The following is a 24,738-nucleotide window of genomic DNA, read 5'->3' on the forward strand; positions in this document are numbered from 1 at the left end:
GGGTGACCGACGCCGACGCCATCCGCATCAACCCCAGCATCCTGGCCGCCGACTTCGTCAACATGCAGGCGGAGCTCGGCCGCATCCGTTCCGCCGACTTCGTGCACGTCGACGTCATGGACAACCACTTCGTCCCGAACCTCACCTTCGGTCCGCAGATGGTCGAGCGGATCCAGGCCACGAGCCCGGTGCCGCTGGACGTGCACCTGATGATCTCGGATGTCGACCGGTGGGCCCCCGGATACGCCGAGCTCGGCGCCGCCAGCGTCACCTTCCACCTCGAGGCGGCCACCGACCCGGTCCGCCTCGCCCGACGACTCCGCGACATCGGAGCGCGCGCCGGTGTCGCGGTCAAGCCCGCCACCCCCGTCGACGGCCTCTTCGACGTGCTGAACGAGTTCGACCAGATCCTCGTGATGACCGTCGAGCCGGGCTTCGGCGGTCAGAGCTTCATGCCCGATCAGATGCCTAAGCTCCGTCGTCTCGCCGACGAGGCCCGCCGCCGCGGGTCGCAGGTGTGGCTGCAGGTCGACGGCGGCATCTCCGAGGCGACCATCGCGCAGGCCGCGGAAGCCGGCGCCGACACCTTCGTCGCCGGATCGGCGGTCTTCGGCGCGGACGATCCGGATGCCGCGATCGCGAGCCTGCGCTCGGGCGCCGCGGCCGCGCATCGTCACTGATCCCCGACCGTCCGCGGTCGGGGAGGGGCGCCGGCCCCGGTACCCTGGCTAGGTGAAGACGTTCGACGCCCTGTTCGCAGAGCTCACCGCGATCGCCGAGACGCGACCCGAGGGCTCGGGTACCGTCGCACAGCTGGACCGCGGCGTGCACGCCATCGGCAAGAAGATCGTCGAAGAGGCGGCCGAGGTCTGGATGGCGGCCGAGTACCAGTCCGACGCCGAGACGGCGGAGGAGATCTCGCAGCTGCTGTACCACCTGCAGGTGCTCATGATCAGCAAAGGCCTGCGTCCCGAGGATGTCTACCGACATCTCTGAGCGACGCTCCGCCCTCCCGCTCCGCGACAGAAAGACCCCCATGCTGCGCATCGCCGTCCCGAACAAGGGATCGCTCGCCGAGACCGCCGCCGAGATGCTGGCCGAAGCCGGCTACACCGGTCGCCGCGACTCGAAAGACCTGCACGTCATCGACCCCGTGAACGAGGTCGAATTCTTCTACCTGCGCCCCAAGGACATCGCGACGTACGTCGGCTCCGGCGCCCTCGACGTGGGCATCACCGGCCGCGACCTCCTGCTGGACGCTCGCATGCCGGGTGCACGCGAGATCGAGCGCCTCGGCTTCGCGGGCTCGACCTTCCGCTTCGCCGCGCCGACCGGCACGTTCACGGACGTGAGCGAGCTCGCCGGCAAGCGCATCGCCACGTCCTACCCCGGGCTGGTCGATGCGTTCCTCGACGAGCGTGGCATCGCCGTCGACCTCGTCCCGCTCGACGGAGCGGTCGAGTCGGCCGTGCGCCTCGGCGTCGCCGATGCGGTCGCCGACGTCGTCGAGACCGGCACGACGCTCCGGCAGGCCGGGCTCGAGGTCTTCGGCCCCGAGATCCTGCGGTCCGAGGCGGTGCTCATCGCCGGTCCGTCGGACGTCGAGGGCACCGAGCGTCTGCTCCGCCGCCTGCGCGGCGTGCTCGTCGCGCGCCAGTACGTCCTGGTGGACTACGACCTGCCGGCCGACCTCGTCGACGACGCGGTCGCCATCGCCGGCGGCATCGAGTCGCCGACGATCTCGCCGCTGCGCGACCCGGCGTGGGTCGCCGTCCGCGTCATGGTGCCGCGCAAGAGCGTCAACACGACGATGGACGACCTGTACGCGATCGGCGCCCGGGCGATCCTCGTCACGGCGATCGACAACGCGAGGCTCTGACGTGACGCTCGCCCGTCGCGTCATCCCGTGCCTCGACGTCGCCGCCGGCCGCGTCGTCAAGGGCGTCAACTTCGAGAACCTCCGCGATATGGGCGATCCGGTCGAGCTCGCGCGGCTGTACTTCGACCAGGGCGCCGACGAACTGACGTTCCTCGACGTGACCGCGACGGTGGACGGTCGTGCCACGACCTACGACGTCGTCCGCCGCACCGCCGAGCAGGTCTTCATCCCGCTGACCGTGGGGGGCGGCATCCGCTCGGTCGACGACGTCGCCCGGCTGCTGTCGGTCGGGGCCGACAAGGTCGGCGTGAACTCGGCCGCGATCGCCAGGCCCGACCTCGTGAACGAGATCGCGGACCGGTTCGGCGCGCAGGTGCTCGTGCTCTCGCTCGACATCAAGCGCGCGCCCGGCACACCCTCGGGCTTCGTGGTGACGACGCACGGCGGTCGCACCGCCACATCGCTCGATGCGCTCGAGTGGGCCCGCGAGGCCATCGAGCGCGGCGCCGGCGAGCTGCTGGTGAACTCGATCGACGCCGACGGCACGAAAGACGGGTTCGACCTCGAGCTGATCTCCCGGATGCGAGAGATCGCCAGCGTGCCGGTCATTGCTTCGGGCGGCGCCGGCGCCGCCGAGCACTTCGCTCCCGCGATCGCCGCGGGGGCGGATGCCGTGCTCGCGGCCTCGGTGTTCCACTCGGGTCAGCTCACCATCGGCGATGTGAAGAAGGCGCTCGTGGCGGACGGGATCGAGGTGCGCGCATGAGCGAGAGCGTCGAGGATCGCATCGCCCGTGTGTCGTTCGGCGCCGACGGGCTCGTGGCGGCCATCATCCAGCAGCACGACACCCTCGAGGTGCTCATGCTCGCCTGGATGGATGCCGAGGCGCTGCGCCGCACGCTCACGACCGGGCGCGTCACCTTCTGGTCGCGTTCACGTCAGGAGTACTGGCGCAAGGGCGACACCTCCGGCCACATCCAGCTCGTTCGCGGTGCGCGCCTCGACTGCGACGGCGACGCGGTGCTGATCGCCGTCGAGCAGGTCGGCGCGGCCTGCCACACGGGCACGCGGACCTGCTTCGACAGCGACGACCTCGAGCCGGTCGTGAGCGCGCCGTGAACGGCCGGTCGCGCATGCTGGCCGTGCTCGCGGCGGTGCTCGGCGGCGGATTGGCCGTCATCGGATCGACGCAGCCGTGGCTCGAGGCCACTCTTCGCGACGGTGCCCACGCCGTGCTGCCGGTGCCCGGCACCGAGGCGCTGCCGCTCGTGACACCGCTCGGTCTGGCCGCGCTCGCGCTCGGACTCGCGCTGTCGATCGTCGGCCCGGTGCTGCGGTACGTGTTCGGAGCCCTCGGCATCCTGATCGGCGGCGCGCTGCTGGCCGAGTCGGTGCGCATCGCGCTGACGGCTCCCGCCGAGGCCGTGGTCGGGGTCGTCGCCGACACCACCGGGCTGTCGGGTGTCGCAGCCGTGGAGACGCTCGTGTCGACCATCACGGCCACCGCCTGGCCCGTCATCACCGCCGTGGGCGCGTTCCTCATCGCCGCCGGGGGAGCGGTGACCCTCCTCACGGCCCGCTCGTGGCGCAGCACCGCGCGGCGCTACCGCACCGACGCCGCGACGGAGGCCGCGCGGCCGCGCGGATCGCGACCGCACGACTCGCACGACGCCATCGATTCGTGGGACGACCTCAGCCGGGGGTCCGACCCCACCGCCTGAGCCCCGATAGACTGTCTGCAGCCCGAGAAATCCCGCGAAGGAGAACAATGAGCAACATCGGCGACCCCGGCCACGGACACTCCCCGGCGGCGTGGACCGCAGTCGTGATCATGCTCCTCGCATTCGCGCTGGGCACGCTGTTCTTCTGGCTCGACATGCCGGCACTCGTCTGGGCATCCGCGGGCCTGCTCGTCGTCGGCGCCATCGTCGGCTGGGCGATGTCGAAGGCCGGCTACGGCGCCTACGGCGACAAGTACACCCCGAAAGCTCACTGACGTGCTGGCCGGTCTCACGGCCGGCGCCGTCGAGGACGCCGAGGCCCGTGCGGCCGATCGGCCCCTCGCCGTCGTCGAGCGCGACGCGCTCGCGCAGGCTCCGGCTCGAGACGCCCTCGCGGCCCTCGCGCCCGCAGAGCGTGTGCGTATCATCGCCGAGGTCAAGCGCGCGAGCCCGTCGCGTGGCGACCTCGCCGACATTCCCGACCCCGCGCTGCAGGCCAGCCGGTACGAGCAAGGCGGCGCCTCCGTCATCTCCGTGCTGACGGAGGGACGGCGGTTCAAGGGGAGCCTCGCCGACCTCGAGGCGGTCAAAGCCGCGGTGTCCCTGCCGGTGCTGCGCAAGGACTTCATCGCGACGCCGTACCAGGTGCTCGAAGCACGCGCCTCCGGCGCCGACCTCGTGCTGCTCATCGTCGCCGCGCTCGAGCAGCCGCTGCTCGCGCAGCTGCACACGATGGTCCTCGAGCTGGGCATGACGCCCCTCGTCGAGACCCACTCGCTCGACGAGGTGCACCGCGCAGCCGACATCGGCGCGCAGCTCGTGGGCGTCAACGCCCGCAACCTCTCGACCTTCGAGCTCGACCGCGACCTGTTCGGCCGCCTGTTCGAGCACCTTCCCGCCGACGCGGTGAAGATCGCCGAGTCCGCGGTGCTGACGCCCGCCGACGTCGCGCATTACCGGGCGGCGGGAGCGGATGCCGTACTGATCGGCGAAGCGCTCGTGACCAATGACCCCGTGACGACCCTGCACGCATTCCTGGAGGCCGGCGCGTGAGCCTGAGAGACCAGCACGGACCGTTCTTCGGCGACTTCGGCGGGCGTTACATGCCCGAGTCGCTCATCGCCGCGATCGACGAGTTGACGGCGGTGTACGAGCAGGCGATGGCCGATCCCGCCTTCACCGCCGAGCTCGCCCAGATCCTCGCCACCTACGCCGGCCGCCCGTCCGCGCTGACCGAGGTGCCGCGGTTCGCCGCGCACGCCGGGGGAGCCCGCGTCTTCCTCAAGCGCGAGGATCTGAACCACACCGGTTCGCACAAGATCAACAATGTGATCGGCCAGGCGCTGCTCACCAAGCGGCTGGGCAAGACCCGCGTGATCGCCGAAACCGGCGCGGGTCAGCACGGCGTGGCCACGGCGACCGCGGCCGCTCTGTTCGGGTTCGACTGCACCATCTACATGGGCGAGGTCGACACCGAGCGTCAGGCCCTCAACGTCGCGCGCATGCGCCTTCTCGGCGCCGAAGTGATCCCCGTCACGACGGGGTCGCGCACCCTCAAGGACGCGATCAACGAGGCCTACCGCGACTGGGTTGCCTCGGTCGAGACGACGAACTACGTCTTCGGGACGGCGGCGGGCCCGCACCCGTTCCCGGCCATGGTCCGCGACTTCCAGAAGATCATCTCCGAAGAGGCGCGCGAGCAGCTGCTGGCTGAGACCGGACGTCTGCCGGATGCCGTCGTGGCCTGCGTCGGCGGCGGATCGAACGCCATCGGCATGTTCGACGCCTTCCTCGACGACGAGGGCGTCGCTCTCTACGGCGTGGAGGCCGCCGGTGACGGCGTCGACACCGAGCGCCACGCCGCGTCGATCGAGCGGGGCCGCCCGGGCGTCCTGCACGGCGCGAAGACCTTCGTCCTCCAGGACGAGGACGGCCAGACCGTCGAGTCGCACTCGATCTCGGCCGGCCTCGACTATCCCGGCGTGGGGCCCGAGCACGCCTGGCTCGCCTCGATCGGCCGCGCGCAGTACATCCCCGCGACCGACACCGAGGCCATGGAGGCCCTGCGTCTGCTCAGCCGCACCGAGGGGATCATCCCGGCGATCGAGTCGGCACATGCCCTCGCCGGCGCTCTCCGTATCGGCCGCGAGCTCGGTCCCGACGCGATCATCGCCGTGAACCTCTCCGGTCGCGGCGATAAGGACATGGACACCGCCGCGCGCTGGTTCGAGCTGTACGACGACGGCGCTGAACCGGTCGTCGAGCCCGAGCACGACGAAGCGGCATCCGGCGAAGGGGTCGAACTGTGATCTCTCGCGTCGCTGCGGCGATCGACGCAGCCCACGCCGCCGGTCGTGGCGCCTTCGTCGGCTACCTGCCGCTGGGATTCCCCGATCTCGCCACGAGCATCGACGCCGCCGTGGCACTGGCGGAAGCCGGTGCCGACGTCCTCGAGCTCGGGCCGCCCTACTCCGACCCCGTCATGGACGGTGTGGTGATCCAGGAGGCGACCCAGACGGCGCTCGCGGCCGGCTTCCGCCTGCGCGACACCTTCACGGCGGTGCGCGAGATCGCCGCCCGCGTCGATGTCCCGATCCTGGTCATGACGTACTGGAACCCCGTGCTCCAGTACGGGGTCGACCGCTTCGCCGACGACCTCGTCGCAGCGGGTGGCGCGGGGCTCATCACGCCCGACATCACCCCCGACGCCGCTCCCGAGTGGATCGCGGCCTCGGAGCGCACCGGGCTCGACCGCGTCTTCCTCGCGGCCCCGACGTCGACCGACGACCGGCTGCGGATGATCGCCGCCGAGTCCACGGGATTCGTCTACACCGTCTCGACGATGGGCATCACGGGCGAGCGCGCCGAGCTGGATGCCGCCGCCCGCACGCTCGTCGGGCGGCTGCGCGACTTCGGCGCCGGCCACGCCTGTGTGGGAATCGGCATCTCGACGCCCGACCAGGTCGCCGGGGTCGTCGAGTACGCCGACGGCGCGATCGTCGGCACCGCACTCGTGCGCGCCCTGCGCGATGGCGGCGTCCCGGCTCTGACCGAGACCGCCCGCGCACTGGCCGCGGGCACGCCGCGCCGGGCGGTCTAGACTTTTCCGGTCGCACGACCGCCGAATCCCGAGGGACGATCCGATGATCCATGCCGCCAACCTGCTCGTCACGAGCATCCCCAGCCCGTCGGTGAGCTACGTCGACCTGGGACCCCTGCGCATTCACTTCTATGCGCTGTGCATCATCGCGGGCATCATCGTCGCGACCCTCTTGACCAACTACCGGCTCACCAAGCGGGGCGCCGAGCCGTGGGTCGTCATCGACATCGCGCTGCTCGCCGTGCCGCTCGCGCTCATCGGGGCGCGCGCGTTCCACGTGCTGACGCACCCGGGGTTCTACTTCGGGCCGGACAAGAACCCGTGGGCCGTCCTGTTCATCTGGGAGGGCGGCATCGCGATCTTCGGCGCGCTGATCGGCGGCGCGGTCGGCGCGTACCTGGGCTGCAAGTGGACCGGCATCCGGTTCTGGAGCTTCGCCGACGCGCTCGCTCCCGGCCTCCTGCTCGCCCAGGCGATGGGTCGCTTCGGCAACTGGTTCAACCAGGAGCTGTTCGGCCTGCCCACGGACCTGCCGTGGGGCCTGGAGATCGACGCCGACAACCCCGCCTTCCCGGCCGGCCTCGCCCCCGACACGCTGTTCCACCCCACCTTCCTCTACGAGGTGATCTGGAACGGCCTGGGCGTGCTCGTGCTGCTGTGGGTCGGGCGCACCGTGTGGGCGCAGTGGGGCAAGCTCTTCGGGCTCTACCTCATCTGGTACGGCGCCGGTCGCATCGTCTGGGAGTCGATCCGCATCGACCCGAGCGAGATCATCCTCGGTCTGCGCACGAACGTGTGGGCCGCGATCTTCGCCGTTCTCGTCGGCGTCGCCATCATCGTCGTGCAGTCGCGGCGTCACTTCGGCGATGAGCCGACGCCGTATCAGCCCGGTCGCGAATGGGTGGCTCCGAGCGCGCTACAATCGCAGAGCACCGAAGACTTCGTGGATCTGAGCGCACCCCCGACGCCCGAAGCTCACGCAGACAGCGCCACAAGCGCAGTCACCTCGAAGCAGTAGTTCCCCAGGGCCGACGTCGTCCCGGTTCAGCACCAATGTGAGGACGGTCAGTATGGCCTCGAGCCCTCGACCCCAATCTTCCGGATTCGGTTCCTTCCCCGCCAAGCAGGGCATGTACAACCCTGACTTCGAGAAGGATGCCTGCGGTCTGGCGATGGTCGCCACGCTGCGTGGCGAAGCCGGTCACGACATCGTCGAGCTGGCGCTCACCGCGCTGCGCAACCTCGAGCACCGCGGCGCTATCGGCTCGGACGCGGGCACCGGTGACGGCGCCGGCATCCTGACGCAGATGCCCGACGCGTTCCTGCGCGACGTCGTCGACTTCCCCCTGCCGCCGGCAGGGGAGTACGCCGCGGGCATGGCGTTCCTGCCCCGCGAGGCGGAGGCGCGCGACGCGCTGAAGGCGCGCATCGAGGAGATCGCGGCGTCCGAGGGGCTCGACGTACTCGGGTGGCGCGTGGTGCCGACCGAGGACGAGAACCTCGGCAAGCTCGCCTTCGCCGCGCGTCCGTCGTTCGAGCAGCTGTTCGTCTCGCGACCCGCCGTCGGCGACGCGCCGGCGCTGTCGGGCATCGCGCTCGATCGGCGCGTCTACCGTCTGCGCAAGCGGGCGCGTCACGAGCACGACGCGTACTTCGTGTCGCTCTCCAGCCGCACCCTCGGGTACAAGGGCATGGTCACGACGCTCCAGCTCGAGCCGTTCTACCCCGACCTGCAGGACGAGCGCTTCGCCTCCGAGCTGGCCGTCGTGCACTCGCGCTACTCGACCAACACCTTCCCGTCGTGGCCGCTCGCACAGCCGCTCCGGATGCTCGCGCACAACGGCGAGATCAACACGGTCAAGGGCAACCGCAACTGGATGCGCGCGCGTCAGTCGCAGCTCGAGTCCGAGCTGCTGGGGGATGTGCGCCCGCTGCTGCCCATCTGCACCGATGGCGCCAGCGACTCGGCGTCGTTCGACGAGGTGCTCGAGCTGCTCACGCTCACCGGGCGCAGCCTGCCGCACGCCGTCATGATGATGGTGCCCGAGGCCTACGAGAAGCAGACCGACATCGACCCCGACCTCCGGGCGTTCTACGACTACCACTCGATCCAGATGGAGCCGTGGGACGGTCCGGCCGCGCTCATCTTCACTGACGGCACGCTCGTCGGCGCGACGCTCGACCGCAACGGCCTGCGTCCCGGACGGTGGACCGAGACCACCGACGGCCTCGTCGTCATCGGCAGCGAGACCGGCGTCCTCGACTTCGCCCCCGAGCGCATCAAGCGGCGCGGCCGCCTGCAGCCGGGGCGGATGTTCGTCGTCGACACCGAGCAGGGCCGCATCGTCGAGGACGAGGAGATCAAGCGCGAACTCGCAAGCCTGCACCCGTGGCAGGAGTGGCTCGACGCCGGCCGAGTCCGCCTCAAGGACCTGCCCGAGCGCGAGCACATCGTGCACCCCATCGCCTCGATCACGCGTCGCCAGCGCACCTTCGGCTACACCGAGGAAGAGGTGCGCATCCTCCTGACGCCCATGGGCCAGGTCGGCGCCGAGCCGCTCGGCGCCATGGGCAGCGACACCCCGGTCGCGGTCCTCAGCGAGCGCCCGCGACTGCTGTTCGACTACTTCACGCAGCAGTTCGCGCAGGTGACGAACCCGCCGCTGGACTCCATCCGCGAAGAGGTCGTGACCTCGCTCTCGCTCGGGCTCGGTCCCGAGGCGAACCTCCTGGCGTGGGGACCGAAGCACACCCGCACCGTCACGCTCGACTTCCCGGTCATCGACAACGACGAACTCGCGAAGATCCAGCACATCGATACGGCGCTGCCGGGCCGATCCTCGGTCACGATCCGCGGTCTGTACCGGGTCGAGGCCGGACACAAGGGCATGCAGAAGCGCCTCGCGCAGATGTGCGCCGAGGCGGATCAGGCCATCGAGGACGGCGCCGAGTTCATCGTGCTGAGCGACCGCGACTCGAACAAGGACCTCGCGCCGATCCCGTCGCTGCTCATGCTCGCGGCCGTGCACCACCACCTGATCCGACAGGAGACCCGCATGCGGGTCGGGCTCGTCGTCGAGGCCGGCGACGTGCGCGAAGTGCACCACGTGGCGACCCTGCTCGGCTACGGCGCCTCGGCGGTCAACCCGTACCTGGCGATGGAGACGGTCGAGTACCTCGTGCGCGCCGGCTACATCACCGGCGTCGCTCCCGAGAAGGCCGTCAGGAACCTGATCTACGCGCTCGGCAAGGGCGTGCTGAAGATCATGTCGAAGATGGGCATCTCGACGGTGTCGTCTTACGCGGGCGCTCAGGTCTTCGAAGCCGTCGGCCTGTCGGAGGACTTCGTCTCGAAGTACTTCACCGGCACCGAGACCAAGCTCGGCGGCGTCGGCCTCGAGGTGATCGCCGCCGAGAACGCGGCGCGCCACGCCTACGCCTATCCCGAGGATGCCGCGGTCCGCGCGCACGAGCGGCTGTGGACCGGTGGCGAGTACCAGTGGCGCCGCGACGGCGCACCGCACCTGTTCAACCCCGACACGGTGTTCCGGCTGCAGCACGCCACGCGCACCCGTCGTTACGACATCTTCCGCGAGTACACGAAGCTCGTCGACGACCAGGCGGCGGAGCTGAAGACCCTGCGCGGCATGTTCAAGCTGCGCACCGGAGTGCGTCCGCCCGTACCGATCGACGAGGTCGAGTCGGTGGCATCCATCGTCAAGCGCTTCTCGACCGGGGCAATGAGCTACGGGTCGATCTCGAAGGAGGCGCACGAGACGCTCGCGATCGCGATGAACCGTCTCGGCGCGAAGTCGAACACGGGTGAGGGCGGCGAGGACGTCGAGCGCCTGCTCGACCCGGAGCGCCGGAGCGCCATCAAGCAGGTCGCCTCGGGACGGTTCGGCGTCACGAGCATGTACCTCACTCACGCCGACGACATCCAGATCAAGCTCGCCCAGGGTGCCAAGCCCGGCGAAGGAGGACAGCTGCCCCCGGGCAAGGTGTACCCCTGGATCGCGCGCACGCGCGGCGGCACCCCCGGCGTCGGCCTGATCTCGCCGCCGCCGCACCACGACATCTACTCGATCGAAGACCTCAAGCAGCTGATCTTCGACCTCAAGCGGGCCAACCCCGCAGCCCGCATCCACGTCAAGCTCGTCAGCCAGGCGGGCATCGGCGCGGTCGCGGCGGGAACGGCCAAGGCCCTCGCCGACGTCATCCTCGTCTCGGGGCATGACGGCGGCACCGGTGCCAGCCCGCTCAACTCGCTCAAGCACGCCGGTACGCCGTGGGAGCTGGGCCTCGCCGAGACCCAGCAGACGCTCATGCTCAACGACATGCGCGACCGCGTCGTCGTGCAGGCCGACGGCCAGCTGAAGACCGGCCGCGACGTCGTCATCGCGGCGCTGCTCGGGGCCGAGGAGTTCGGCTTCGCCACGACGGCGCTCGTCGTCGAAGGCTGCATCATGATGCGGGTCTGCCACCTCGACACCTGCCCGGTGGGCGTCGCGACGCAGAACCCCGTCCTTCGCGAACGCTTCACCGGCAAGCCGGAGTTCGTCGTGAACTTCATGGAGTTCGTCGCTCAGGAGGTGCGCGAGTACCTGGCCGAGCTCGGATTCCGCTCGCTCGACGAGGCGATCGGGCGCAACGACGTCCTCGACGTCGACGGAGCGATCGAGCACTGGAAGGCCAACGGCCTGGACCTCGGCCCGATCCTGACCGGACCGGCGTTCGCCGACGAGGTGCCCCGCCGCCACCTGCGCGACCAGGAGCACGAGCTCGACGAGCACTTCGACGTGCAGCTGATCGAGCGCGCCCAGGATGTCGTCGCCCACGGCGGTCGCATCGAGATCGACCTCCCCATCCGCAACACCGAGCGGGCGGTGGGCACGATGCTCGGCAACCGGGTCACGCTTGCGCACGGTCAGAACGGCCTGCCGGCCGATTCGATCGTCGTGAGGCTCACCGGGTCGGCTGGTCAGTCCTTCGGGGCGTTCCTGCCCGCCGGCATCACGCTGCGGCTCGAGGGCGACTCGAACGACTACGTCGGCAAGGGGCTCTCGGGCGGCCAGATCGTCGTCCGCCCGCCGCGCGACGCCGCGTTCGACGCGTCCGAGAACGTCATCGCCGGCAACGTCATCGGCTACGGGGCGACGCAGGGCACGATGTTCCTGCGCGGCGTGGTGGGGGAGCGCTTCCTCGTGCGCAACTCCGGCGCGACCGCCGTCGTCGAGGGAGTGGGCGACCATGCCCTCGAATACATGACCGGTGGTCTGGCGGTCATCATCGGCGCGACGGGACGCAACCTCGGCGCCGGAATGTCGGGCGGCAACGCGTACGTCTACCGTCTCGAAGAGGCCAACGTGAACCGCGAGGCCATCGCGACGGGCGAGCTTGCCCTCGAGGAGATGGGCTCGGGCGATGCCGAGATCCTGCGCGACCTGCTCGAGCGCCACGTCGCCGAGACCGGCTCCGAGCTCGCCGCGCGCCTGCTCGAGGACTTCGACACCGAGGTCGCGAACTTCGTCCGTGTGGTGCCGCGCGACTACGCCGCGGTCCTCGAAACCCGACAGACCGCCGCCGCCGAGGGGCTCGACCCCGACGGCGACGAGGTCTGGAACCGCATCCTGGAGGTGACCCGTGGCTGATCCCAAGGGCTTCCTGAAGACCACGGAGCGCGAGCTGCCCAAGCGGCGCCCCGTCCCCGTTCGCATCATGGACTGGCGCGAGGTGTACGAGCCCGGCGACAGCGCTGTGCTCCGCCGTCAGGCAGGGCGCTGCATGGACTGCGGCGTGCCCTTCTGCCACCAGGGGTGCCCGCTCGGCAACCTCATCCCGGAGTGGAACGACCTGATGTGGCGCGGCGAAGGTCGCTCGGCCATCGAGCGGCTGCACGCGACGAACAACTTCCCGGAGTTCACCGGCCGGCTCTGCCCCGCGCCCTGCGAGAGCTCGTGCGTGCTGGGCATCAATCAGCCGCCCGTGACGATCAAGCAGATCGAGGTCTCGACGATCGACGAGGCCTTCGCCAACGGCTGGGTCGAGGCCGAGCCGCCGGGACGCCTGACGGGCAAGACCGTCGCGGTCGTCGGATCCGGGCCGGCCGGACTGGCCGCCGCGCAGCAGCTCACGCGCGCCGGGCACACCGTGGCCGTCTACGAGCGGGACGACCGCATCGGCGGGCTGCTGCGCTACGGCATCCCGGACTTCAAGATGGAGAAGCGCCACATCGAGGCACGCCTCCGTCAGATGCAGGACGAGGGCACCCGTTTCCGCGCCGGGGTCGAGATCGGCAAGGACATCTCCTGGGACGCGCTGCGTGCGCGCTACGACGCCGTCGTGGTCGCCACCGGCGCGACCCTGCCGCGCGACCTGGCCATCCCCGGACGTGACCTCGCCGGTGTGCACTTCGCGATGGAGTACCTCGTCGAGTCGAACAAGGCCGTCGCCGGTGACCAGGTCGCCAACCAGATCCACGCCGAGGGCAAGCACGTCGTCGTCATCGGCGGCGGCGACACCGGAGCGGACTGCATCGGAACGGCGCATCGGCAGGGGGCGCTCAGCGTCACCAACCTGGCGATCGGCAAGCAGCCGCCGTCCGACCGGCCCGAGCACCAGCCCTGGCCCATGATGCCGACGATCTTCGAGGTCGCCTCGGCGCACGAGGAGGGCGGGGAGCGCAGCTACCTCGCCTCGACCGTGGAGTTCCTCTCGAACGAGGCGGGCGAAGTGCGTGCGCTGCGCGTGGCCGAGACCGAGTTCGTCGACGGACGCCGCGTCGCCAAGAGCGGCACCGAGCGGGAGATCCCGGCCGACCTCGTGCTCATCGCGATGGGTTTCACCGGCCCGGAGCGCTCGGAGCTCGAGGCCCAGCTCGGTACCGTTTTCACTGATCGTGGCAACGTCGACCGTGCCGACGACTACCAGACGACCGCGCCCGGCGTGTTCGTCGCGGGAGACGCCGGCCGGGGGCAGTCGCTCATCGTATGGGCGATCGCCGAGGGGCGGGCGGCTGCGGCCGCCGTCGACCGGTACCTCATGGGCGACACGGCCCTGCCGGCACCGGTGCGTCCGACGGACGTCGCGATCGGGCTCCAGCGGGCATAGGCTGGACCCATCCCCTCCCGACCCGAGACCACCGGAGATTCAGTGAGACGCGCCAAGATCGTCGCCACCCTGGGACCGGCCACAGCCAGCTACGAGATGGTGCGAGCCATCATCGACGCCGGCGTGGACGTGACCCGATTCAACCTCAGCCACGGAGACTATTCGGAGCACGAGGTCCGCTGGGCCAACGTGCGCAAGGCGGCCGACGACGCGGGGCGCCCCGTCGCCATCCTCGTCGACCTGCAGGGACCGAAGATCCGGCTCGGCAAGTTCGAGAACGGCCCGCACCACCTCGCGGTGGGCGACATCTTCAAGATCACGACGGAAGACATCCTGGGCACCAAGGAGATCGTCTCGACGACCTTCAAGGGCCTTCCCGGCGACGTCACGCCGGGTGACTTCCTGCTGATCGACGACGGCAAGGTCCGCGTCGAGGTCGTCTCGGTCGACGGTCCGGTCGTGACCACCAAGGTGATCGTGGCCGGTCCCGTGTCGAACAACAAGGGAATCAACCTGCCGGGTGTCGCGGTGAGCGTGCCGGCGCTGTCCGAGAAGGACGAGTCCGACCTGCGCTGGGGGCTGCAGCAGGGCGCCGACCTCATCGCGCTGTCGTTCGTCCGCGACGCGGCCGATGTCACGCGCGTGCACGAGATCATGGCGGAGGAGGGCCGCAAGGTCCCCGTCATCGCCAAGATCGAGAAGCCGCAGGCTGTCGAGAACCTCGAGGGCATCATCGACGCCTTCGACGGCATCATGGTCGCCCGCGGCGACCTCGGCGTCGAGCTGCCGCTCGAAGCGGTGCCGATCGTCCAGAAGAAGGCCGTGGCGCTGTGCCGTCGCATGGCCAAGCCCGTCATCGTCGCGACGCAGATGCTCGAGTCGATGATCGAGAACCCGGTCCCCACCCGCGCCGAGACCAGCGACGTCGCCAACGCCGTCCTCGACGGTGCAGACGCCGTGATGCTCTCGGGCGAGACGAGCGTGGGCAAGTACCCCGTGGGCGTCGTCGAGACGATGGCCCGCATCGTCGACTCGACCGAGACGCATGGTCTCGACCGCATCGCCCCGCTGACGGCGAAGCCGCGCACGCAGGGCGGTGCCATCACGCTCGCCGCGATGGAGGTCGCCCAGTTCATCGAGGCGAAGTTCCTGTGCATGTTCACGGAGTCGGGTGACACCGCGCGCCGTATGTCGCGCCTGCGCCCCGAGATCCCGATGATCGCCTTCGCGACCGACCCGGCCATCCGACGTCGCATGGCGCTGACGTGGGGCATCCGCTCGAGCCTGGTCGAAGAGGTGGCGCACACCGATCTGATGTACCACCAGGTCGACGACTACTTCCTGTCGAACGGCCTCGCCGAGGTCGGCGACAAGGTCGTGGTCATCTCCGGATCCCCTCCCGGAATCCAGGGCTCGACGAACGACATCCGCATCCACAAGATCGGCGACGCCGTCAACGGCCGCGCGCCGATCTACCAGGCGATCCAGTAACCGCCGCCGGGATGCCGAAGGGCGGGTGCCTCCTGAAGAGGTACCCGCCCTTTCGTTCGTGCCGGTGGTGGGAGTCGAACCCACACGTCCGAAGACAACCGAGTTTGAGTCGGTCGCGTCTGCCATTCCGCCACACCGGCGCACGCCTCTAGGAGCCTACCGGCAATCGCGCGGGGTGCTGCGCGAGGCGGGAGCGTTCCCGGAACGGCCATACCGTAGGATCGAAAGGTGACAGAGCAAGAAGAGGCCCCCACGTCGGCCGCACCCGCACCTCGTCGGGTCGTCGTGGCCGAGGACGAATCGCTGATCCGACTCGACATCGTCGAGATCCTCCGCGACAACGGCTATGACGTCGTCGGCGAGGCCGGAGACGGTGAGACCGCCGTTCAGCTCGCGACCGAGCTCCGTCCCGACCTTGTGATCATGGACGTGAAGATGCCCGTCCTCGACGGCATCTCGGCGGCTGAGCGGCTTGGCAAGGCGCACATCGCGCCGGTCGTCCTGCTCACCGCGTTCAGCCAGAAGGAACTCGTCGAGCGCGCGACCGAGGCGGGCGCCCTGGCGTACGTCGTCAAGCCGTTCACGCCGAACGACCTCCTGCCCGCGATCGAGATCGCGCTGGCTCGCTACGAGCAGATCATCACGCTCGAGGCCGAGGTCGCCGACATGGTCGAGCGCTTCGAGACCCGCAAGCTCGTCGACCGGGCCAAGGGCCTGCTCAACGAGAAGATGGGGCTCAGCGAGCCCGAGGCGTTCCGCTGGATCCAGAAGGCGTCGATGGATCGCCGCCTGACGATGCAGGATGTCGCCAAGGCGATCATCGAGCAGCTCGCACCCAAGAAGTAACGCCACCCGCGTCGCGAGACCCCGTCCGCGCATCCCTCGGCCCCGGGGGCTCCGGTTGCGTAGGCGGGGTCTTCTCGCGTCGAGGCGTCAGGACGCGCCGGGGGAGTCCTTGATCACGTTCGTGATGCGGATCGTCGAGCACCGTCGCCCCTGCTCGTCCGTGACGACGATCTCGTGCACGGTCATCGACCGGCCGAGGTGCAGCGGCACGCAGGTTCCGGTGACGACGCCAGAGGTCGCGGAACGCGTGTGCGTGGCGTTGATGTCGACCCCGACGGCGAGGCGACCGGGTCCGGCGTGCATGTTCGCGGCCATGGAGCCGAGCGACTCGCCGAGCACGACGTACGCGCCCCCGTGCAGGAGGCCGGCCGGCTGGGTGTTTCCCTCCACCGGCATCGTCGCCACGCAGCGCTCGGTCGTGAACTCGACGAAGTCGATCCCCATGCGCTCGGCCAGTGCACCCTTGCCGCGGGCACGGGCCCAGTCCAGTCCGGCGTCGGCATCGATGTTCTCGGGCATGCTCCACCCTCGGTTGCAGCGGGTCGTCCTGTCCGTCCCTCTCGTTAGGCTGGTCGGGTGACGGACTCCGCAAAGCCTACCCTTCTCGTCGTCGACGGCCACTCGCTGGCCTACCGGGCGTTCTTCGCCCTGCCGGTCGACAACTTCACGACCAAGGACGGGCAGCACACGAACGGCATCTACGGATTCCTGTCGATGTTCGTCAACCTGATCAAGGCCGAGAAGCCGACGCACCTCGCGGTCGCCTTCGACACGTCGCGTCAGTCGTTCCGCACACGCGAGTACAGCGAGTACAAGGCGAACCGGTCCGAGTCGCCGGCCGAGTTCAAGGGGCAGATCCCGCTGCTGCAGGAATGCCTCGAGGCGATGAACGTCACGGTGCTGACGAAGGAGGACGTCGAGGCCGACGACATCCTCGCGACCCTCGCGACCCAGGCCGCGGCCGAGGGCTTCGACGTGCTCGTGTGCTCCGGCGATCGCGACACGATCCAGCTCGTCACCGACGACGTCACCCTGCTGTACCCGAGCGTCCAGGGCGTCTCCCAGCTCAAGCGCTACACCCCCGAGGCGGTCATCGAGAAGTACGGCCTGCCTCCGGAGAACTATCCTGACATCGCGGCTCTGGTCGGTGAGACCAGCGACAACCTGCCCGGTGTGCCGAAGGTCGGCGAGAAGACCGCGGTGAAGTGGCTCACGCAATGGGGCACGCTCGACGCCCTCATCGAGAACGCCGACAAGATCGGCGGCGTCGTCGGCGGCAATCTGCGTGAGCACCTCGACGACGTGCGGCGCAACCGGTCGCTGAACCGGTTGCTGCGCGACGTCGAGCTCGAGCAGACGCCCGCCGACCTCGCGGTGAAGCCGATCGACGCCGAGGCCGTGCGCGACATCTTCGCGCGTCTCGAGTTCCGCACGCTGCTTCCCCGGGTGTTCGAGGCCGCTGGCGCCGATCCGGCGATGGCGGTCGAGGCAACGGCACCGGCGGTGCCGGCGCCGGTCGCGGCCGAGCCGGATGCCGCGGCGCTGGCGGCTTGGGCCGAGGCGCAGGAGGGCGACGTCGGGGTCACCGTCATGGTCGCCGGCGGCTTCCCCCAGCGGATCGGCCTCGCCGCACGCGATGCCGCCGTCGAGGCGACGTGGGACGACGCCGTCGCCGAGGCGCTGCGTCCGTGGCTCGAGTCCGACGCGCCCAAGGTGATCGCCGACGCGAAGATCCAGGTCAAGGCGCTGCGCCGCGCGGACGTCCGGGTCGGGGGCCTCACCTGCGACCCGATCCTCGCGGGCTGGCTGCTGCGCCCGAGCTTCCCCGACAAGACGCTTGCCGACCTGGTGCACCGCTACCTTGACGAGAAGCTGCCCGAGGCCGACCCCTCGCAGCTCGTGCCCGAGACCGAGGGGGCGACCCCGGGGCAGCTCTCGTGGTTCGCGCTGCGCGTCGCCGATGCCGTGCGCGCCGAGCTGCCCGCGCCCGTCGCCTCGGTGCTCACCGACATCGAGCTGCCCACGCTCGACACCCTCGCCGACATGGAGCTCGCGGGCGTCGCCGTCTCGCACGACAAGCTGTCGACGTTCTCGAGCGAGCTCGGGGCCCGTGCCGACGACATCGCCCGTCGCGCGTACGAGACGATCGGACGCGAGGTGAACCTCGGCTCGCCCAAGCAGCTGCAGGAGGTCCTGTTCGAGCACTTGGAGCTTCCGAAGACCCGCAAGACGAAAACCGGCTACTCGACGGATGCCGCTGTGCTGGCCGACCTGCAGGAGTCCAACCCGCATCCCTTCCTCGAGCTGCTGCTGCAGCACCGCGAGGCGACCAAGCTGCGTCAGATCATCGAGTCCCTCGACACGGCGATCGCGGCCGACGACCGCATTCACACGACCTATGTGCAGACGGGCAGCCAGACCGGGCGCCTGTCGAGCACCGACCCCAACCTGCAGAACATCCCGATCCGCAACGAGGAGAGTCGGCGCATCCGCGCCGCCTTCGAGGTGGGGGAGGGCTACGAGACGCTCCTGACCGCGGACTACTCGCAGATCGAGATGCGCATCATGGCGCACTTGTCCGAAGACCCGGGTCTCATCGAGGCCTTCGTCTCGGGCGAAGACCTGCACCGGTTCGTCGGCGCCCGCGTGTTCGGGGTCGAGCCCGCCGACGTCACCCCCGCGATGCGCACGAAGGTGAAGGCGATGTCGTACGGCCTGGTCTACGGGCTGTCGGCCTTCGGGCTCTCGAAGCAGCTGCGGATCGAGCAGTCCGAGGCGAAGCAGCTCATGCTCGAGTACTTCTCGCGCTTCGGCGCGGTGCGCGACTACCTCCGCTCGAGCGTCGAGCAGGCCCGCATCGACGGCTACACCGAGACGATCTTCGGGCGTCGACGCCCGTTCCCCGACCTCTCGAGCCCCAACCGCGTCCTGCGCGAGAACGCCGAGCGCGCCGCCCTCAACGCCCCGATCCAGGGCAGCGCCGCCGACATCATGAAGATCGCCCTGTTCCGCATCGACCGCGAGTTCCGGTCGGAAGGGCTGCGCTCGCGCGTGCTTCTGCAGATCCATGACGAGCTCGTCGTCGAGGTGGCTGCGGGGGAGTGGGATGCCGCCGAGCAGATCGTCCGGCAGCGCATGGGCGACGCAGCCGATCTCACCGTTCCGCTCGAAGTGCAGATCGGCCGCGGCGGGGACTGGGACGTCGCCGGTCACTGAGGTCCCCAGGCGCGGAAACCGGTCGCAGTAGGCTCGGAGAATGACCGAAGCACAGCGCACCCCCACGCCGATCGACACGATCGCCGACGCGTGGGTCGACACCCTTGCCGAGCTCTCGCCCGGGCTCGCGACGTACATCGGCCGGTTCGAGCACAACGGTCGTCTCGACGACTACTCGCCCGCCGGAACGGCACGAATGCTCGAGGCGGCGCGCGCGACGCTCTCCGCTCTCGAAGCGGCCGAGCCCGTCGATGACGTCGACACCGTCACGCAGGCCGATCTGGCGGGTGATCTGCGTCTGCAGATCGAGCTCGCCGAGGCCGGCGCCCACCTGCGCGACGTGAACGTGATCGCGTCGCCCGCGCAGGAGATCCGCAGCACCTTCGACCTCATGCCCACCGACACGGTCGACGACTGGGCCGTCATCGCCACGCGGCTCGGAGCGGTTCCCGCGGCGATCGAGGGCTACATCCAGACGCTGCGCGAGGGCATCTCGCGCGGGATCGTGCCCGCACGCCGACAGGTCGCCGAGGTCGCGACGCAGATCGCCCGGTACACGGCGGACACGGGCTTCTTCGCGACGTTCGCCGCCGAAGCCGCGCCGGCTGAGGGCGGGCTGCCTGCGTCGCTGGCCCGGGAACTGTCCGACAACGCCAACGCGGCGCGTGTGGCCTACGACGGGTTGGCGGCCTTCTTCACCGCCGAGCTGCTGCCCGAGGCATCCGACACCGACGCCGTCGGACGCGAGCTGTACGCGCTGCACTCGCGCCGCTTCCTCGGTGCCACCGTCGACCTCGACGAGACCTACGAGTGGGGGCTGCAGGAGCTCGCACGCATGGTCGCCGAGCAGGAGGCGATCGCCAACGAGATCCTTCCCGGCGCGACGGTCGAGGAGGCGGTCGCCTTCCTCGAGCAGGATGCTTCGCGCAAGCTGCACGGCACCGATGCGCTGCAGAAGTGGATGCAGGAGACGAGTGACCGCGCCGTCGAGGAGCTCGGGCGCACGCACTTCGACATCCCCGAGCCGATCCGCACGCTCGAGTGCATGATCGCCCCGACCAACGAGGGCGGCATCTACTACACGGGTCCGACCGACGACTTCTCCCGTCCCGGCCGCATGTGGTGGTCGGTGCCCGAGGGCGTGGACTCGTTCGACACGTGGCGTGAGCTCACGACGGTCTATCACGAGGGTGTGCCCGGGCATCACCTTCAGATCGCGCAGTCGGTGTACAACCGCGCGGAGCTGAACTCGTGGCGGCGTCTGCTGGCCGGATCCAGCGGCCACGCCGAGGGCTGGGCCCTCTACGCGGAGCGCCTGATGGAACAGCTCGGCTACCTCGACGACCCCGCCGACCGCCTCGGCATGCTCGATGGCCAGCGGATGCGGGCGGCGCGCGTCGTCCTCGACATCGGGGTGCACCTGGGCAAGCAGCGTCCGGACGGCGAGGGCGTCTGGGATGCCGACTACGCGCTGGCCTTCATGCAGCGCAACGTCAACATGCCCGACGAGTTCATTCGGTTCGAGGTCAACCGCTACCTCGGCTGGCCGGGTCAGGCGCCGTCGTACAAGGTCGGCCAGCGCATCTGGGAGCAGATCCGGGACGACTACGCCGCTCGCGCAGGCGACGACTTCGACATCAAGGCGTTCCACATGACGGCGCTGCGGCTGGGCGGCGTGGGGCTCGACACCCTGCGCATGGCGCTCACCACGGACTGAGCCGGGCTCCACGGGCGGCCGACGGGAATACTCCCGCCGGCCGCCCGTTGCATGCGTGTGAATGAAAGGTGATCTCATGACCGCGAACTCCGTCCAATTCGGCCTCGACACGTTCGGCGACGTCACGATCGACGCCGACGGCTCGCTCCTGTCGGACGCCCAGACCATCCGCAATGTCGTCGACCAGGCGGTGCTCGCCGACGAGGTCGGTCTGCACTTCTTCGGCGTGGGGGAGCATCACCGCCGGGAGTTCGCGGTGTCGAGCCCCGAGATCGTTCTCGCGGCGGCGGCCTCGCGCACCCGCGACATCCATCTCGGCACCGCCGTGACGGTGCTCTCGAGCGACGATCCCGTCCGCGTGTACGAGCGGTTCGCGACCCTCGACGCGGTCTCGAACGGACGCGCCGAGATCATCCTCGGACGCGGTTCGTTCACGGAGTCCTTCCCGCTCTTCGGCTTCGATCTCGCCGACTACGAGATCCTCTTCGAGGAGCGCCTCGACCTCTTCGGTCGCCTGCGCACCGAACAGCCCGTGACCTGGCAGGGCAAGACCCGTCCGGCGCTGACGAACGCCGACGTCTTCCCGAAGACCGAGAACGGCCTGCGTGCATGGGTCGGTGTGGGCGGGTCGCCCGAATCGGTGCTGCGCACCGCGCATCACGGTTACGGCCTCATGCTGGCGATCATCGGCGGCGGCGCGGCCCGCTTCCGGCCCTATGTCGACCTCTTTCACCGCACACGCGACGCGATGGGCGCGGAGCGGCTGCCCGTGGGCGTCCACTCGCCGGGGCACGTCGCCGATTCCGACGAGCAGGCCTGGGAAGAGGTCTTCCCGGCGATGAAGGTCAACCGCGACGCGATCGGCGCCGAGCGCGGGTGGCCGCCCTACTCGCGGCTGCAGTTCCAGCACGATCTCGGGCCCGATGGCGCCGTCTACGCCGGATCGCCCGAGACGGTCGCGAAGAAGATCGCCGAGACCGTCCGGACGCTCGGTCTCGACCGCTTCGACCTGAAGTTCTCGCACGGCACGCTCGGCCACGAGCCGATGATGCGCTCGATCGAGCTCTACGGCACGCGCGTCGTTCCGCTGGTGCGCGAGATGCTCGGCGACGCCTGACGCGGTGGCTTCGGAGGGCGTCGCGGGTCAATAGCATGGAGCAATGACCGATACCGCGACGCCCTCGGTGGCGCGCCGCCTCGACGCCCTTCCGTTCGGACGGCGTCACCTGAAGGTCCTCACCGGCTCCGGGCTGGGGTGGGCGCTCGACGCCATGGACGTCGGACTGATCTCGTTCATCATCACCGCGCTCATCGCGGAGTGGTCGCTCGAGACGTCGCAGGCCTCGTGGATCGCCTCGGCGGGCTTCGCCGGGATGGCGATCGGCGCGAGTCTCGGCGGCCTGCTCGCGGATCGCTTCGGACGCCGGTCGGTGTTCGCGGTCACGCTGCTGGTCTACGGGCTCGCCACCGGCGCGAGCGCGGCTGTCGGCGGGCTCGCCGTGCTCCTCGTCCTGCGTTTCGTCGTCGGACTCGGGCTCGGGGCGGAGCTCCCCGTCGCGAGCACCTACGTCAGCGAGTTCGCGCCCGCCCGTATCCGCGGACGGGTGATCGTGATCCTCGAGGCGTTCTGGGCCGTCGGATGGACGGCATCCGCCCTCATCGGCTACTTCGTCATCCCGCAGGTCGATGAGGGGTGGCGGTGGGCGTTCCTCATCGGTGCCATCCCCGCGGCTTACGCCCTCGTCGTGCGCTGGGGGCTGCCCGAGTCGGCTCGGTGGCTCGAGCGGCGCGGGCGTCACGCCGAGGCCGACGCCGTCGTGCGCGAGTTCGAGGCCGCCTCACCGGATGCCGCGTCGGGCGTCGCCTCGCCGGGCGCCGCCGACCCCGCGCCCACTGAAAACGCCGCGCCTGCCCCGGTCACCGCCGGGCGCGGCCGCATCGGCGCGCTCTGGAGCGGGGAGTTCCGCGCGCGGACGGCCTGCCTCTGGCTGGTGTGGTTCTGCGTCAACTTCTCGTACTACGGCGCATTCATCTGGATCCCGACGATCCTCTACACCCAGGGCTACGACCTCGTCCGCTCGTTCGGGTTCACGCTCATCATCACCCTCGCGCAGCTGCCCGGCTACGCCGTCGCGGCCTGGTTGATCGAGGTGTGGGGGCGGCGCGCGACCCTGTCGGTGTTCCTCGTGGGCTCGGCCGTCGCGGCCGTGGTGTTCGGCACCGCGAGCACCGAGGGCGTCATCATCGGCGCCGGCATGGCGCTGTCGTTCTTCAACCTCGGTGCATGGGGCGCGCTGTACGCCGTCACTCCCGAGATGTACCCGACGTCGATGCGCGGCACCGGAGCCGGCTGGGCCGCCGGTGTGGGCCGCATCGCCTCGATCCTCGCGCCGCTGTCCGTCCCGCCGCTTCTGCTCTGGGGCGGTGCGCCGGTGCTTTTCGTCGTGTTCGCGATCTTCTTCGCTGTCGCGGCCGCGGGAGCTTGGGGCCTCGCCGACCGAAAGGGGATGGCACTCGATGAGCGCTGAGTCCGCGGCATCCGTCCGTTACGTCGCGATCGGCGACTCGTTCACCGAGGGCGTCGGCGATGAGCTGCCCGACGGCGCCGTCCGCGGCTGGGCCGATCTCGTGGCCGCCGGCTGGGCCGACGCGACGGGCGAGAGCATCCAGTACGCGAACCTCGCCATCCGCGGCAGGCTCGTGCGACCCATCGTGGACGAGCAGCTCGAGCCCGCACTCGCGCTGCGGCCGACCCACCTGTCGTTCAACGGCGGCGGCAACGACATGCTGCGTCCGCGTACCTCGGTCGAACATGTCCTCGAGGCGTTCATGCAGGTCGTACGCCGCTGTGATGAGGAGGGCGTGACCCTCATCGTCCTGTCGGGGGCGAACCCGTCCGCGCAGCTGCCGTTCGGCAGCCTCGTGAACCGGCGCGGCGACGCACTGTCGGACGCCGTCGTCAGCCGGCTCAGCGACCGCGACGACATCGTGCGCGCGCTGAACTGGTACGACCGCACTCTGACGCACCCGTCGTACTGGTCCGCTGACCGGCTGCACATGAACGCTCGCGGTCATCACCGCGTCGCGGCGCGGGTGCTCGGCTCGCTCGGCATGGACGCGCCGGGGGAGTGGTGGGCGCTGCCCGCCGAGCAGCAGGCACCCGCACTGGCGCGTGGCGAGTACTTCCGCGAGCACCTCGCGCCGTGGGTTCGGCGGCGGCTGACCGGTCGGTCGTCGGGCGACGGGCGCGCGCCCAAGTTCGGGTCGTGGGTCGAGGTGTCACCGCGGGGGTGAGGCCAGCATGCTCGCTGGGTCGGTGTCAAGCAGGTGCGCGGGTTCGGCTCGGAGCGCCAGGATCGGAGCCGTCCGCTTGTACGCCCGTCCCGAAGGAGCTGTCATGAGCATTGGTGCCGGAATCGCCCTGTTCGTCATCGGAGCGATCCTCGCTTTCGCCGTCAACGTCGAGGTCGAGTTCGTCGACCTCGACCTGGTCGGCTACATCCTCATGGGCGCGGGTGCGGTCATCTTCGTCCTCGGTCTCGTGCTGCTCGCCCGTCGCCGCCAGACCGAGACCGTCAGCCGCACGGCGATCGACCCCGCCAGCGGTCAGCGCGTGACGCGCAACAGCTCGACCACCTCGGGCGACCCCACCCTCTGA

Annotated in this window: 22 protein-coding genes and 1 tRNA gene; 21 read left to right on the forward strand and 2 right to left on the reverse strand. The window is 69.9% G+C overall.

Translation table 11 applies throughout. The features are described from left to right. The first annotated feature begins 2 nt into the window (after positions 1-2). Genes rpe through pyk form a run of 14 tightly spaced genes read left to right on the forward strand, consistent with a single transcriptional unit; the run spans position 3 to position 15,301 of the window. The gene (gene rpe, locus JOF37_RS01025) at positions 3-680 is read left to right on the forward strand and encodes a ribulose-phosphate 3-epimerase (RefSeq protein WP_210004298.1); all 678 of its coding nucleotides are present in this window, start codon (positions 3-5) and stop codon (positions 678-680) included. A gap of 52 nt (positions 681-732) precedes the next feature. Beyond that, on the forward strand, positions 733-996 hold the full coding sequence (locus JOF37_RS01030) for a phosphoribosyl-ATP diphosphatase (RefSeq protein ID WP_210004300.1): 264 nt from the start codon (positions 733-735) through the stop codon (positions 994-996). Between the two features lie 40 nt (positions 997-1,036). Next, entirely contained in the window at positions 1,037-1,879 is an 843-nt protein-coding gene (gene hisG / locus JOF37_RS01035; protein ID WP_210004302.1) for an ATP phosphoribosyltransferase, read from the forward strand. 1 nt (position 1,880) lies between these two features. Then, entirely contained in the window at positions 1,881-2,645 is a 765-nt protein-coding gene (hisF, locus tag JOF37_RS01040) for an imidazole glycerol phosphate synthase subunit HisF (RefSeq protein ID WP_210004304.1), read from the forward strand. Then, the gene (gene hisI, locus JOF37_RS01045) at positions 2,642-2,998 is read left to right on the forward strand and encodes a phosphoribosyl-AMP cyclohydrolase (protein ID WP_210004305.1); all 357 of its coding nucleotides are present in this window, start codon (positions 2,642-2,644) and stop codon (positions 2,996-2,998) included. The genes hisF and hisI overlap by 4 nt, the downstream gene beginning before the upstream one ends. Then, positions 2,995-3,600: a Trp biosynthesis-associated membrane protein gene (locus JOF37_RS01050; protein ID WP_271174880.1), complete on the forward strand. Its 606-nt coding sequence runs from the start codon at positions 2,995-2,997 to the stop codon at positions 3,598-3,600. The genes hisI and JOF37_RS01050 overlap by 4 nt, the downstream gene beginning before the upstream one ends. A 47-nt stretch (positions 3,601-3,647) precedes the next feature. After that, positions 3,648-3,875, forward strand: a complete 228-nt coding sequence (locus JOF37_RS01055) for a DUF6704 family protein (protein ID WP_210004308.1) — start codon at positions 3,648-3,650, stop codon at positions 3,873-3,875. Between the two features lies 1 nt (position 3,876). After that, a complete protein-coding gene (gene trpC, locus JOF37_RS01060; RefSeq protein WP_210004310.1) occupies positions 3,877-4,653 on the forward strand; it encodes an indole-3-glycerol phosphate synthase TrpC in 777 nt (258 codons plus the stop codon). After that, a complete protein-coding gene (gene trpB / locus JOF37_RS01065; protein ID WP_210004313.1) occupies positions 4,650-5,909 on the forward strand; it encodes a tryptophan synthase subunit beta in 1,260 nt (419 codons plus the stop codon). Before trpC ends, trpB begins: the two co-directional genes overlap by 4 nt. Further along, the gene (gene trpA, locus JOF37_RS01070; RefSeq protein WP_210004315.1) at positions 5,906-6,700 is read left to right on the forward strand and encodes a tryptophan synthase subunit alpha; all 795 of its coding nucleotides are present in this window, start codon (positions 5,906-5,908) and stop codon (positions 6,698-6,700) included. Before trpB ends, trpA begins: the two co-directional genes overlap by 4 nt. A 43-nt stretch (positions 6,701-6,743) precedes the next feature. Continuing rightward, complete coding sequence (gene lgt / locus JOF37_RS01075; protein ID WP_210004318.1) at positions 6,744-7,718, forward strand: prolipoprotein diacylglyceryl transferase; 975 nt, start codon at positions 6,744-6,746, stop codon at positions 7,716-7,718. A 52-nt stretch (positions 7,719-7,770) separates the two neighbouring features. Beyond that, complete coding sequence (gene gltB, locus JOF37_RS01080) at positions 7,771-12,351, forward strand: glutamate synthase large subunit (RefSeq protein WP_210004320.1); 4,581 nt, start codon at positions 7,771-7,773, stop codon at positions 12,349-12,351. Further along, on the forward strand, positions 12,344-13,810 hold the full coding sequence (locus JOF37_RS01085) for a glutamate synthase subunit beta (protein ID WP_210004322.1): 1,467 nt from the start codon (positions 12,344-12,346) through the stop codon (positions 13,808-13,810). Before gltB ends, JOF37_RS01085 begins: the two co-directional genes overlap by 8 nt. A 42-nt stretch (positions 13,811-13,852) precedes the next feature. Further along, positions 13,853-15,301, forward strand: a complete 1,449-nt coding sequence (gene pyk, locus JOF37_RS01090; protein WP_210004324.1) for a pyruvate kinase — start codon at positions 13,853-13,855, stop codon at positions 15,299-15,301. A gap of 59 nt (positions 15,302-15,360) precedes the next feature. Here pyk and JOF37_RS01095 read toward each other — a convergent pair. Further along, positions 15,361-15,441, reverse strand: a tRNA-Leu gene (locus JOF37_RS01095). An 88-nt stretch (positions 15,442-15,529) separates the two neighbouring features. On the opposite strand from JOF37_RS01095, the gene JOF37_RS01100 reads away from it, so the two are divergent. After that, on the forward strand, positions 15,530-16,147 hold the full coding sequence (locus tag JOF37_RS01100; protein ID WP_023950638.1) for an ANTAR domain-containing response regulator: 618 nt from the start codon (positions 15,530-15,532) through the stop codon (positions 16,145-16,147). Positions 16,148-16,234: 87 nt separating this feature from the next. Here JOF37_RS01100 and JOF37_RS01105 read toward each other — a convergent pair whose 3' ends face one another. Beyond that, positions 16,235-16,666 carry a hotdog fold thioesterase gene (locus tag JOF37_RS01105; RefSeq protein WP_210004325.1) on the reverse strand — a complete coding sequence of 144 codons (432 nt, stop codon included), beginning with the start codon at positions 16,664-16,666 and terminating at the stop codon, positions 16,235-16,237. A 57-nt stretch (positions 16,667-16,723) separates the two neighbouring features. Here JOF37_RS01105 and polA point away from each other — a divergent pair, with 57 nt between their 5' ends. From polA to JOF37_RS01135, 6 genes are all read left to right on the forward strand, one after another. Further along, a complete protein-coding gene (polA, locus tag JOF37_RS01110) occupies positions 16,724-19,363 on the forward strand; it encodes a DNA polymerase I (RefSeq protein ID WP_210004328.1) in 2,640 nt (879 codons plus the stop codon). Between the two features lie 40 nt (positions 19,364-19,403). Beyond that, positions 19,404-21,080, forward strand: coding sequence for a DUF885 domain-containing protein (locus tag JOF37_RS01115; protein ID WP_210004330.1), 1,677 nt, complete (start codon positions 19,404-19,406; stop codon positions 21,078-21,080). A gap of 76 nt (positions 21,081-21,156) precedes the next feature. Continuing rightward, positions 21,157-22,197 carry an LLM class flavin-dependent oxidoreductase gene (locus JOF37_RS01120; protein ID WP_210004331.1) on the forward strand — a complete coding sequence of 347 codons (1,041 nt, stop codon included), beginning with the start codon at positions 21,157-21,159 and terminating at the stop codon, positions 22,195-22,197. Between the two features lie 43 nt (positions 22,198-22,240). After that, a complete protein-coding gene (locus JOF37_RS01125; RefSeq protein WP_210004334.1) occupies positions 22,241-23,608 on the forward strand; it encodes an MFS transporter in 1,368 nt (455 codons plus the stop codon). Next, entirely contained in the window at positions 23,598-24,374 is a 777-nt protein-coding gene (locus tag JOF37_RS01130; RefSeq protein WP_210004337.1) for an SGNH/GDSL hydrolase family protein, read from the forward strand. Before JOF37_RS01125 ends, JOF37_RS01130 begins: the two co-directional genes overlap by 11 nt. A 103-nt stretch (positions 24,375-24,477) precedes the next feature. Continuing rightward, complete coding sequence (locus JOF37_RS01135; protein ID WP_210004339.1) at positions 24,478-24,738, forward strand: DUF6458 family protein; 261 nt, start codon at positions 24,478-24,480, stop codon at positions 24,736-24,738.

It is taken from the genome of Microbacterium imperiale, assembly GCF_017876655.1.
Taxonomy (GTDB): domain Bacteria; phylum Actinomycetota; class Actinomycetes; order Actinomycetales; family Microbacteriaceae; genus Microbacterium; species Microbacterium imperiale.

What these genes read in the sequence shown, in the direction of transcription:
- hisG (WP_210004302.1), top strand. Translation starts at nt 1,037, where the DNA reads ATGCTGCGCATCGCCGTCCCGAACAAGGGATCGCTCGCCGAGACCGCC.
- hisI (WP_210004305.1), top strand. Translation starts at nt 2,642, where the DNA reads ATGAGCGAGAGCGTCGAGGATCGCATCGCCCGTGTGTCGTTCGGCGCC.
- JOF37_RS01055 (WP_210004308.1), top strand. Translation starts at nt 3,648, where the DNA reads ATGAGCAACATCGGCGACCCCGGCCACGGACACTCCCCGGCGGCGTGG.
- lgt (WP_210004318.1), top strand. Translation starts at nt 6,744, where the DNA reads ATGATCCATGCCGCCAACCTGCTCGTCACGAGCATCCCCAGCCCGTCG.
- gltB (WP_210004320.1), top strand. Translation starts at nt 7,771, where the DNA reads ATGGCCTCGAGCCCTCGACCCCAATCTTCCGGATTCGGTTCCTTCCCC.
- JOF37_RS01105 (WP_210004325.1), bottom strand. Translation starts at nt 16,666, where the DNA reads ATGCCCGAGAACATCGATGCCGACGCCGGACTGGACTGGGCCCGTGCC.
- JOF37_RS01115 (WP_210004330.1), top strand. Translation starts at nt 19,404, where the DNA reads ATGACCGAAGCACAGCGCACCCCCACGCCGATCGACACGATCGCCGAC.
- JOF37_RS01120 (WP_210004331.1), top strand. Translation starts at nt 21,157, where the DNA reads ATGACCGCGAACTCCGTCCAATTCGGCCTCGACACGTTCGGCGACGTC.
- JOF37_RS01125 (WP_210004334.1), top strand. Translation starts at nt 22,241, where the DNA reads ATGACCGATACCGCGACGCCCTCGGTGGCGCGCCGCCTCGACGCCCTT.
- JOF37_RS01130 (WP_210004337.1), top strand. Translation starts at nt 23,598, where the DNA reads ATGAGCGCTGAGTCCGCGGCATCCGTCCGTTACGTCGCGATCGGCGAC.
- JOF37_RS01135 (WP_210004339.1), top strand. Translation starts at nt 24,478, where the DNA reads ATGAGCATTGGTGCCGGAATCGCCCTGTTCGTCATCGGAGCGATCCTC.